This window comes from Sulfitobacter noctilucicola (assembly GCF_000622385.1).
Classification (GTDB): Bacteria; Pseudomonadota; Alphaproteobacteria; order Rhodobacterales; family Rhodobacteraceae; genus Sulfitobacter; species Sulfitobacter noctilucicola.
The window spans coordinates 1447088-1458604 of sequence record NZ_JASD01000008.1 but is presented as its reverse complement, the minus strand read 5'-3'; the positions used below and the strand labels follow the sequence as shown (position 1 = coordinate 1458604).

General features: G+C 56.2%; 9 protein-coding genes, 1 tRNA gene and 2 pseudogenes. 7 read left to right on the top strand and 5 right to left on the bottom strand.

The annotated features are described in order from the left end of the window. Nucleotides 1-481 precede the first annotated feature (481 nt). From Z946_RS0110895 to Z946_RS0110875, 5 genes are read left to right on the top strand one after another with little or no spacing between them, the layout of a single operon-like run. Nucleotides 482-2974 carry a TonB-dependent siderophore receptor gene (locus Z946_RS0110895; RefSeq protein WP_025055766.1) on the top strand — a complete coding sequence of 831 codons (2493 nt, stop codon included), beginning with the start codon at nt 482-484 and terminating at the stop codon, nt 2972-2974. Nucleotides 2975-3034: 60 nt separating this feature from the next. Continuing rightward, nucleotides 3035-3718 (top strand): Fe2+-dependent dioxygenase, encoded by a 684-nt coding sequence (locus Z946_RS0110890; protein WP_025055765.1) that lies wholly within the window; start codon nt 3035-3037, stop codon nt 3716-3718. Between the two features lie 3 nt (nt 3719-3721). Continuing rightward, nucleotides 3722-4558 (top strand): tonB-system energizer ExbB, encoded by an 837-nt coding sequence (gene exbB, locus Z946_RS20630; protein WP_025055764.1) that lies wholly within the window; start codon nt 3722-3724, stop codon nt 4556-4558. A 5-nt stretch (nt 4559-4563) separates the two neighbouring features. Next, a complete protein-coding gene (exbD, locus tag Z946_RS0110880; protein WP_025055763.1) occupies nt 4564-5022 on the top strand; it encodes a TonB system transport protein ExbD in 459 nt (152 codons plus the stop codon). Beyond that, a complete protein-coding gene (locus tag Z946_RS0110875; RefSeq protein WP_025055762.1) occupies nt 5019-5864 on the top strand; it encodes an energy transducer TonB in 846 nt (281 codons plus the stop codon). Before exbD ends, Z946_RS0110875 begins: the two co-directional genes overlap by 4 nt. Here the strand turns inward: Z946_RS0110875 and Z946_RS0110870 are convergent. The 5 genes and pseudogenes from Z946_RS0110870 to Z946_RS0110835 form a co-directional block, all read right to left on the bottom strand. After that, nucleotides 5849-6937, bottom strand: a complete 1089-nt coding sequence (locus Z946_RS0110870) for an alpha-hydroxy acid oxidase (protein WP_241461326.1) — start codon at nt 6935-6937, stop codon at nt 5849-5851. The two genes, Z946_RS0110875 and Z946_RS0110870, sit on opposite strands and share 16 nt — an antisense overlap. A 188-nt stretch (nt 6938-7125) precedes the next feature. Further along, nucleotides 7126-7789: pseudogene (locus tag Z946_RS21390) on the bottom strand (ABC transporter permease subunit); the annotation flags it as partial. 122 nt (nt 7790-7911) lie between these two features. Then, a pseudogene (locus tag Z946_RS21955) lies at nt 7912-8190 on the bottom strand (ABC transporter ATP-binding protein); the annotation flags it as partial. 15 nt (nt 8191-8205) lie between these two features. Continuing rightward, nucleotides 8206-8282: transfer RNA gene (locus Z946_RS0110840), tRNA-Arg, on the bottom strand. Between the two features lie 108 nt (nt 8283-8390). Further along, complete coding sequence (locus Z946_RS0110835; protein ID WP_025055757.1) at nt 8391-8702, bottom strand: ETC complex I subunit; 312 nt, start codon at nt 8700-8702, stop codon at nt 8391-8393. A gap of 140 nt (nt 8703-8842) precedes the next feature. On the opposite strand from Z946_RS0110835, the gene Z946_RS0110830 reads away from it, so the two are divergent. Then, complete coding sequence (locus tag Z946_RS0110830) at nt 8843-9127, top strand: hypothetical protein (protein ID WP_025055756.1); 285 nt, start codon at nt 8843-8845, stop codon at nt 9125-9127. Between the two features lie 97 nt (nt 9128-9224). Further along, nucleotides 9225-11429, top strand: coding sequence for an excinuclease ABC subunit UvrB (gene uvrB, locus Z946_RS0110825; protein WP_025055755.1), 2205 nt, complete (start codon nt 9225-9227; stop codon nt 11427-11429). The last annotated feature ends 88 nt before the right edge of the window (nt 11430-11517 follow it).

Genomic DNA, 11517 nt, shown 5'->3' with positions numbered 1-11517 from the left:
CTGGGCAGCATCCATGCAGTTACATGTGCGATTCTCTTTCTATCATAGCGCGCTTTGTCGCGTTCCGTCCCTGCCCACTGTGGTAATAACGCTCGAAGAGATACTGATCTCGCATGTTGGCCGTGGCAGAGCGATTCTTTTTATTCGCGGGTCCCGTCAGACCTAGTGCGTCGCTTGCTCAAATGCGAATGCGCAAAAAAGCTCTTTAAACAAAGTCGGATGGGTTGTTCTCCACGCTAGATGGTTCGCACCTGACAGACATGCGGTTATGCCCAAACCCTTATTTTATATACCGTACCAAGTTCGAGTAACCCGCAATGGATATTTACCCGTGCACACGCTTGGGCCTCGATTACTTATGAAAATCATAGCATTTAATATTTACTTACTAAAATAGTCAGATTAAGCGTTCCCGAATAAAGCGAGCAAACCTCAGCCTGAGTAGCCAGCGTAATAGTTGAACATTCATCGCGAGGGACAAATGTATCGTACACCTGAACGCACCGCGAACGCGGGCAAACACCACAGAAAATCTTCACTTGTTGTCGGGGGCTTTGGTGCCTCTCTGGCAATGGCTTGTATGGCCACCAGCGGCTCGGCGCAGGACACTGACCTGATCGTTCTGCCCACAGTCGAGGTAGAGACTACAGAAGAGCCAACTCCACCACGCAAGACTGCACGCGCGCCGGTCAAGGCGAAGCCGGCACCCCGCCGCGCCGCAAAGCCACGCGCCGCGACACCTACGGTTTGCACGCCAGCTCTGGCCGGAACCCCTGTGTGTGCCGCCGAAGAAGCCGCAGAGCGGGAAGCACAACAGCTAGCAAAAGCACAGGCACTGGCCGAAGCGAAAGAAGCCGCTGGCGGCAGCAGCTATGCCGATCCTGACGCACCGTTCAAAGCAAACACGCTCGCCAACAGCCGTATGCCCGGACCGCTTGAGGATAACCCGCGGACAGTCACCGCAATCACACAGGAGGTGCTTGAAACCACTGGCACCACCAGCGTGCGCGAGTTGGCGCGCTCCACGCCGGGCATCTCGCTTGGCTTCGGCGAAGGCGGTAATTCGTTTGGTGACAACATCTATATTCGCGGGTTCAAAGCCAACAACGATACCTATACCGACGGCGTTCGCAGCCCGGGCACCGGTGTGGCTGAAACCTTCAACACAGAACAGGTCGAGGTCGTCAAAGGCCCCGCTGGCACTGTCGGCGGGCGCGGCACCACAGGCGGCGCAATCGATGTAATCTCCAAGAAGACTCAGGACATTGATTTTACCCGCACCGTGACGACTTTGACGGATGCCTCAACCGTTCGCCAGACGATCGACACCAACAAGGTCATCAACGACCGCCTTCAACTGCGGTTCAACGGAATGCTCCAAGATGGCAACGTGGCCGGTCGGGACAATGCCGCCGATAACCGCAAGGGTGCCGCGCTGGCGATGACGTTTCAGGCGACAGACGCGCTCACCTTCGAAGGCAACCTGAGTTATACAAAGATTGAGCAGACGCCGGACTGGGGCGTGCCTTACGTGAACAATGAGGAACTGGGTCTGGTTGGTCCGGTTACAGAATTCGGCATTGACCGCAGTACGTTCTATGGTGTGCCGGGGCGGGACTTCCAAGTTTACGAGGAAACGGTTGCCACAGCAAAAGCACAGTACGATTTTGACAATGGCATGAAGCTGACCAACACGTTCCGTGCCTCGCGATCCTTGAACGACTATGTTCTGACAGCACCAAGCAGCCTACGCGACAACGACTCAACCAACCCCGAAGACTGGCAGGTCGGGCTGAGTTTCAAGAGTTGGTATCAAGAGACGGAAGTCCTTGCCAATGTGCTTGAATTGAGCGGTGAAGGCCGCTTTGCCGGTGCCACGCACGAATACGTTGTCGGGTTTGCGACATCGCGCGAAGAAATCGAAAAACTCAGCTACTCCAATCTGAGCAGTGAAGACTATCTGCCGCCAGATGGTCAGCGCGGTTGCACGGTCAGCGCCATCAACCCCAACCCTATCGCAGAAGGCTGCTGGTCAGGCGAACAACCCCAACTTGGCACCGATGTCACGGCGACCACGGTCAAGACAACGTCCCTTTATGCGCTCGACACAGTCACCTTGTCGGACAGATGGAAGGTCAACGGCGGACTTCGTATCGATATGTATGACATCGAGCGGACCGGCGTCAGCGGCGGAGAGGCATATTCGCTGTCGCGCGATGACGTCATGTTCAACTGGAACCTTGGCACGACCTATGCGGTCACAGATCGCCTGAATGTCTATGCGGCAGCGGCGACCTCGACCAATCCGGCAGGACAGGAGCTGGAAGCCGGGGGCGGCTTCTATGGCGGTCTTGATACGAACGGTTCAGGTCTGGCACCGGAAGAGAACACATCGCTCGAGGTTGGGGCAAAGTTCAGCTTTACACCAGACCTTCTGCTGACTGCCGCGCTTTACCAAACGACCAAGGATCAGGCACGCGAAGACGTCGGGCCGCGCGGTGCCTCTGTGACATCGGATACCCTGAAGTACCGCATTCAGGGTCTGGAACTCGGCGTCGCCGGTAAGGTGACAGAACGGTTGAGCCTGTTCGGGGGTGCGAACTTCATGAACAGCAAGATCTTGGAAAGTGCAGACAGCGAGAATGTCGGACTGTCGGTTGCAAACGTGGCCCATGAACAGCTCAACATTCTGGCGACTTATCAGGTGACCGACAGGCTGATGATCGGGGGGCGTGTCAACTATCAAGGCTCCATCGATCTGGGCAGCGTCGCAGCAAACGGCAGGTCCATTTCGGATGCGTTGACCTTTGATCTTCTGGGCGAATACGCCGTGGCCGACAACGCCAAGCTGAAGATGGGCATCACCAATGTCGCAGACAAAACCGTCTATGACGCAGCCTACCGTTCGGGCACGCCATTCACCTACGTCGCACCGGGCCGCGAGATTTCCGTGTCACTGGAAATGAAGTTCTGACCCAATCTTTAAATCTTCGGGCAGCCTTTCTGGCTGCCCGTACACTTCTGAGGACAAATCATGCTGATCACCATCCCCTCCATCCTGACCAAAGATGACGTCAAACAGGTGCGTGCGCATCTGGATGCCGCCAACTGGGAAGACGGATCAACAACCGCTGGTCCGCAGTCCGCCGAGGTAAAGCGCAATCAGCAATTGCCCCCCATGTCGGAAGCCGCCCAAACGCTTGGCAAATTCATCCTCCAAAAACTGACCGAGGACCCGCTTTTTCTGTCAGCCGCGCTGCCTTCCCGCATTCTGCCGCCCATGTTCAACAAATACGAAGAAGCCGAGACATTCGGCTCTCACATAGATAACGCCATTCGAGTGAACCCGCTGACGCAAGAGCGTCTGCGCACAGACCTCTCCATGACATTGTTCCTGAGTGAGCCGGAAGACTATGATGGTGGCGAGCTTTTGATCGAAGATCACTATGGCAGCCAGACGGTAAAACTCCCTGCTGGCGATATGATCCTTTATCCCGCAACCAGCCTGCATGAAGTGACACCGGTCACACGTGGCGTGCGGGTGTCCTCCTTTTTCTGGCTTCAAAGCATGATCCGCTCTGAGGCCAACCGCAGAACCCTGTTCGATCTGGACCAGTCAATTCAAGCCCTTTCTGCGCTGATTGGCGCGAACGACCCCGAAACAGTTCGCCTGACCGGCATCTATCACAACCTGATCCGTACATGGGCGGAGACTTGATCAATGAAAGCTACATCAATCACCCTCACAGCCCTTCTCGCGATGACAGCAGCAGTTCCTGCTGCAGCACTTGATCTTGAGACCCTCACGCTGCTTCTGGAGCAGGCAGAGCATGACGAGATGTCACCGCTGGGCATGTTTATGGCGGCGGATTGGGTGGTCAAAGGCGTGATGCTTTCGCTGCTTTTCGCGTCAGCATTGGTCTGGGTGATCTTTCTGGCGAAAATCATGATCCTCCGGTGGGAGCGCGGTGTTCTGCGCAGACGTTACCGTTCATTGGACAAGGCAGGGTCGCTGCATGACGCCAAAGATCTGTTTGCCAAAAGAAAAGGCGTAGTGGGTCAAATGGTGCGTGCAGCCTTGCGTGAACGTGCCGCGACAGGCAACGACGCGGAGCTCAAGTCAGGCATTAAGGAGCGAGCGGGCTCTGAAATTGCACGGATTGAGGCGGGTGCTGCCAGACGGATGAGCCTTGGTGCAGGTGTTCTTGCGAATGTGGGTTCGACCGCGCCATTTGTCGGCCTGTTCGGCACGGTCTGGGGCATCATGAACAGCTTCATTTCGATTTCCGAAAGCAACACTACCAATCTCGCCATCGTCGCACCCGGCATCGCAGAGGCCCTGCTGGCAACGGCAATCGGTCTTGTTGCGGCCATTCCGGCGGTGATTTTCTACAATGTGCTTGCGCGCGGTATGGGCGGCTACAAGGTTATGCTGGCCGATGCGGGTGCCTTGGTCGAACGCACCCTTTCGCGTGATCTTGATCTGGACTGCAAGGACACCGGACACAAACGCCCTGTCATCCAGTTGGGATCATTCTCAGCCCCGGCAGCGGAGTAGACGGCATGGGAGCTCGACTTCGTGGTGACGACGATGGTGATCTTAGCGAAAACAGCGAGATCAACGTCACCCCCTTCATCGACGTCATGTTGGTTCTGCTGATTATCTTTATGATCGCCGCCCCCCTTTCCACTGTCGATATCCCTGTGGAGTTGCCAGTGGCCGTGGCGGAGGCACCTGATCGCCCAAGTGATCCGGTTTTCATCACGATTACCGAAGAGCTTGATCTGTCCGTGGGCGAAACAAGCACAACACATGACAGGCTTTTTATCGATGTTGGCATCGCCACGCGGCAAAAGCGCGACACGCGGATCTTTATCCGCGCGGACAAATCTGTCCCCTATGGTGAGTTTATCCGCGTGATGAACATCTTGCGGGCGGACGGGTTTCTTAAAGTCGGTCTGGTTGGTCTCGACGAAAACGTGGCTGACGCCCCAGCCCCTGATCCGCAGAGCGACCCATGAGCCTGACCTACACCTCGCGTAGCGCCATGCCCGTCTTCTGGTGTGTCGCCATTGCCTTAAGCGCTGCGTTGCATGTGGGTTTGCCCACGCAAATCCTAAGCCATCCCGCAATGCCTGAACCAGTTGAGCGCCAGCCGGACGGGATCACAGGTGCGATAATGTTTGATCTGTCAGACATCATCGCAGCACCGTCAGCGCTGGAAGATGACAGCGTGGCACAAGAGGAAGCACAAGAAGCGCCAACGGTGACGGAAAGTCCCGAACACGTCGAAACCGCGCAGGCCGCAGAGCAGCCGATCCTCAGCCAGATCCCCTATGATGTGGAGGATGAGAGCCTGAAATTCGGTGTAGCAGCGCCCGAGCCGGAAGCAGAAACCGAAGAGGTTGCCGAAGAGATTGCTACCGAACGCGACCCCGAACAGGTGGACGCCGAAAGTCAGGTCGGGGCGGAGGACCGTCAAGCGGCAGAACAGTCAGTTGCAGGGGTAGAGGCAAAGACCGAAGCCGAGACCGCAGAAGCAGCAAGCGAAGGGCTGACTGCCGAACAGACAGAAGAAATTCGCGACTGGCAAAAGAGCATCGTCCTGCTGATCAGCAGCGCCAAGACCTATCCCGCAAAGGCCCGCAGCGCTGGCATCGAAGGTGAGGTACAAATCCGCTTTACCCTCGACCGTTACGGAGCGCTCGTTTCGGCTGAGGTGGCAAAATCTTCGGGGTCCATGATCCTTGACGCCGCAGCACTGCAAACAGTGGAAGGCGCGCAAAAGATGCCAACGCCACCGAACTACCTGACCGGCGATACATTCACCCTGCTGATCCCGCTGCGCTATAGCTTCAGGTGAACCATATCCCGTGTGGTGTCATCTAAGGTGGCACAGCCTGACAGCAACATCGCGACCTCTAGCTCGTCTCGCAGCAACCGAAGTACATGGCTGACGCCCAGCTCGCCCGCAACGGCGAGGCCACAAACGATTGGCCGCCCGACCAGCACGGCCTTTGCCCCCAATGCGAGCGCCACGAAAATATCAACGCCGCGCCGGATGCCGCCATCCATCAATACGGGATACTTCGGCCCAACCTTTGCGACAATTGCCGGTAGCACATCCAAAGTCGCAGGCGCTTTATCCAGAACACGCCCACCATGGTTCGACACAATCACTCCGGCGGCCCCGATTGATAGCGATTTGGCCGCATCGTCGGGGTGAAGAATACCCTTCAATAGGACTGGCACCTGCACCGATTGGATAAGCCAAGCGACATCATCCCAATCCGGCAGGGTTGGCGCGATACCATCAAAAACGACTGACTGGTCTTCGGTAAGCGCCGGGAATTGCGGCGGCGCGAAACCTGATAGGTTGACGGCACTCACCTCGGGCGGCAGTCGGAAACCTGCTTCGATCTCGCGGTCGCGTACACCCTGCACTGGCGCATCAATTGTCAGCACCAGTGTGCTGAACCCGGCGGCCAATGCCATCTCAGCAAGCTCAAGCGTAACCTCCCTGCTGCCCATCCAGTACAATTGGAACCAATCGCAAACATTCCCTGCTGCACGGACTTGCTTAATCTCAGCACTGCTTTGAGCGCTTAGAACCATTTTTGTGTTCTGCGCCTCGGCACCGTGTGCCGTGGCGACTTCACCCGAAGGATGCAGCAACCGGTGGTAGGCAAAAGGTGCAATTAACAAAGGCGAAGAAAACGTTTGACCAAGCAGCGACGTTTCTGTCGATCCCCCGCCCATCCCGCGCAGTGGCCTTGGTGTTATCTTTGCATGGCCGAAAGCCTGTTCATTGCCGATCAGGGTTTCTTCGTTTCCGGCCCCTGAAAGAAAATATGCACGGTTTTCCTCACTCATGCCGGTACGGGCGCGCTGATAATATTCATTCAGCGTGGATGGCAGCTGATCTGGTTCGCGCATGGCCATTACATTCTATATTCTATGGCGAGCCTGTAGACACACCTTTGCAAGCGTTTGGAACCGGTGCCCCGCCAGTTCAGCTTGTTTATCCTAATTCATGACATCTGGAGATCAAAGGTCATAACGGGTGCGAGCACAGAGTGATTGAGCCAAAATTGAAGAGATGCTTCGAGTTCTCTAGCCGAAACCTACTCCAGCCCAAGCATCCGCTTTTTGTCCGCCGCCCACTTCATAATCGTTAAGATCAAACGTTAACGCCGTCAGCGAGACACATATGCCCAATGCAAAATTCTTGCCCAAATCTGTACCGGCGAGCGTGTGCTGAAGCTCTTGTCCGAGATCCTGTGTCCCGATAAATGCCGCGATGATGACCATAGTGAGCGCGAACATGATCGCTTGGTTAAAGCCGACAGCCATGGTCGGCAGGGCAAGCAGCAGTTGCACGCTCCACAGCATTTACATGCGAGTCGCGCCGGACATATCGGCGGCTTCCGTCATCTCTTCGGGCAGGCTGCGCAGCCCCTCGGTTGTGTAGCGGGTCAGAGGCACCATCGCCAACAGCTTGGCCCCTAGGCCCTGCATGCCGATGAAGGCAGTCAGAACGACCATCGCAAGACACAGCATAATAAGCTAGTTCACCCCTATCAGAATCTCGGTCCGCGCCGGTGGAATGTAGACATGCCGCAACATCTGCGACTTGGTGCAGCCGCTCATCTTTCCGGCTTCAACCACTTCAAGCGGCACTTTCTGCAGCCCTAATGTTGTCATTAGGATCATCGGAGGAATGGCATAGATTATTGTGGCAACCGCGCCCGCTGTCGGGCCAACCTTTAAGAAGATCACGGCGGGCAGACCAGGTCGTCTTTCACAAAGTTGAAAATCGTATCCAGCACGCCGGCGAAGTCCGGAGCGAGCGTTTCTGGCACGCGGTGCAACCAAGCGGGCAACAATCCTGAGTATTTAATCACGTTTATAATGAATGCTGCGGCTACAAAGGCGACTGTGACCTGGCCGTCCTGTGGTGTGCCTTCGCCGACGGCATCGTGTCGCGCAGGAACTCCGGCATGAACGACGCGGGCCTTGTCGATGTCTTCGGTGAACTTTCGCACCTAGTCGGTCGCCGGATGGCACACAATTTGATCGGGCGTATCGCATTGCTCAACCGCGCCGTCTTTCATGATCGCAATCCGGTCCGCCAGACTCATGGCCTCGTCGAAATCATGGGTGATGAACACAATCGTTTTGCTCAACACTTAGGAAAACTGAAATGGCGATCCCGGGAGGACTCGAACCCCCAACCCCCTGATTAGAAGTCAGGTGCTCTATCCAGTTGAGCTACGGGACCTTAGGTGCGTGATAACCTCAGTGGATTTGCAGTGCAATGCTCTGATCCGCATTCAGCACAATTCACCTCACACGGCCAGCACATCTATTCCTATTCGAACGCGCTACCCTAGTGGGTCCAGGCACCACGGCGACCCGTGGCGAAATTCTCTCCGTAACCGCCTGCACGGATGTTCGGTTTGCGCTTTTGAGGTTGCTGGATCACGGCGTCGATACCATTTTCGCGCGCATACTCGACCGCCATTTCTTTTGTCTCGAACTGAAGACGGACCTGCGCCTGTGTATCTGACGAAGACGTCCACCCCATCAGCGGATCGACCTCACGCGCCTGTGTCGGCACAAACTCCAGGAACCAGTGGTGGGTTTTTGCGGTGCCGGAGGACATGGCCGTTCGGGCAGGCTGGAAAATACGGGCGCGCATGACTCAACTCCTATCTCAGATGTTGGCGGACTTATCGGACATTCGCGCCAGCAGGGCAAGGCAATCCGGATATAAGCACAGTTTGTCCTTTGAATTGCTGCATTGCAGCATTATATCTTGAGTTGTTCAGGAGAGTAACGATGACCCCCACCGATCTTTTTGCCTTACAGCTCAGATTAGGCACGCTTTTTATTGAGACACAGGCCGTGATGAGCCTGCGCCTGCTTGCCATGGGCGGTGTGATTCCCTCCCATCCCGGTGAGAACACGCGCATGGTTTCGGAAAAAGGGCCTGCTATGACCAAAGCATTTGCGGCCGCGACGCAAGCGATGATGGAGGGCAAGCGCCCGGAGCAGATCATGAGCGCCGCAATCACACCTGTCAGCAAACGAGTCAGATCCAACCGCAAGCGATTGTCGAAATAGGCGATCCTGCTGACAGTTTTTGTCAGCGATACGCCATCCCGACCTTGCACAACGCTGCAAAAGGCACACCTTTGGTCGACAGCCCGAGGATGATCCGATGCCCTATGCACAGACAGACAGCTCTACTATCCCGCCAGTGATGGCCAATCCCGCGCCTGACGTGCGTGCACGCCCCAAGCTTGAGGGCGGCAAAACCTTCAAGCTCAAGACGGAATTTGAACCGGCAGGCGACCAACCGACCGCGATCAAGGAGCTGACGGCAGGTGTTGCAGACGGGGACCGCAATCAGGTGCTGTTGGGGGCCACCGGTACCGGCAAAACCTTTACCATGGCCAAAGTGATTGAAGAAACCCAGCGGCCCGCAATCATCCTTGCGCCGAACAAAACGCTGGCTGCACAGTTGTACGGAGAGTTCAAAGGGTTCTTTCCCGACAATGCTGTCGAGTACTTCGTGAGCTACTACGACTACTATCAACCCGAGGCATATGTCGCGCGGTCTGATACGTTCATTGAGAAAGAAAGCCAGATTAACGAGCAGATCGACCGCATGCGCCACTCCGCCACGCGGGCACTGTTGGAGCGTGATGATGTAATCATCGTCGCATCGGTATCTTGTATCTACGGCATCGGCTCTGTCGAGACCTATGGCGCGATGACGCAAGACCTCAAGGCCGGCTCAATCTATGACCAACGTCAAGTGATCGCCGATCTGGTGGCACAGCAGTACCGGCGCAACGATGCGGCGTTCCAGCGTGGGTCATTTCGTGTTCGGGGCGATTCACTTGAGATTTTCCCAGCGCACCTTGATGACCGCGCATGGCGTTTGTCGTTCTTCGGTGAAGAACTGGAGAGCATCACTGAATTTGATCCACTGACTGGCGAGAAGACGGACACCTTTGATCAAATCAGGGTTTACGCCAACAGCCACTATGTGACGCCAAAGCCGACGATGTCCCAGGCGATTATCGGGATCAAGAAAGAGCTGCGGATGCGGCTGGATCAGTTGGTGGCAGATGGCAAGCTGCTGGAAGCGCAGCGCCTTGAGCAGCGTACGAATTTTGATCTGGAAATGCTGGAAGCGACCGGCGTGTGCAACGGGATCGAGAACTATTCCCGGTACCTGACAGGCCGCGCTCCGGGTGAGCCGCCCCCCACCCTGTTCGAATTTATCCCTGATAACGCGATTGTTTTCGCTGACGAAAGCCACGTTTCCGTCCCCCAGATCGGTGGGATGTATAAGGGGGACTACAGACGCAAGTTTACGCTGGCCGAACACGGGTTCCGCTTGCCCTCTTGTATGGACAATCGCCCGCTCAAGTTCGAGGAATGGGATGCAATGCGCCCACAGTCGATCTTTGTATCGGCGACCCCGGCAGACTGGGAGATCGAACAAACGGGTGGCGTGTTTACCGAACAGGTGATCCGCCCGACCGGTCTTTTGGACCCCAAGATCGAAATCCGTCCTGTTGAGATGCAGGTAGACGACCTGCTTGATGAGGTGCGACGCGTGGCCGCCGATGGTTACCGGACGCTCTGTACTACCCTGACCAAGCGGATGGCCGAAGACCTGACTGAATATATGCACGAACAGGGTATCCGCGTGCGCTACATGCACTCGGACATCGACACGATTGAACGGATCGAAATCCTGCGCGATCTGCGCCTTGGTGCCTTCGACGTGCTGATCGGGATCAACCTCTTGCGAGAAGGACTGGACATTCCCGAATGTGGGTTGGTCGCCATTCTGGATGCCGACAAGGAAGGTTTCTTGCGCTCGGAGACATCCTTGATCCAGACAATCGGACGTGCGGCCCGAAATTCAGAAGGCCGTGTGATCATGTACGCGGACCGCGTGACCGGCTCGATGGAGCGGGCGATGGGAGAGACGGAACGTCGCCGTGCCAAGCAGATGGCCTATAACGAAGAACACGGCATTACGCCCGAAACGGTCAAGAAAAACGTCGAGGACATTCTTGCCGGTCTCTACAAGGGCGATGTGGACATGAACCGCGTTACGACCCAGATCGACAGCAAAATGGCGGGCAGCAACATGCAGGCTGTTCTGGACGGACTGCGCACCGACATGCGCAAGGCCGCAGAGAACCTTGAATTCGAAGAAGCTGCCCGACTTCGAGATGAGGTTAAACGGCTGGAAGCAGTGGACCTCGCCATCGCGGACGATCCGATGGCGCGTCAGTATGCTGTCGACAAAGCCGTGGACAATGCCAAAAAGGCGTCAGGCCGGTCCACCATGGGACGAGGCGGCATGCGTGGCGGTGTGAAGCGGAAGAAGGGGCGATAGGATTTCGCTGGCACGAAGTTGATATACTATTTTCGGAAAAACCGGGGTCAGGGAACTTTTTGTCGCACCCGTAGTTAACTTCACAAGC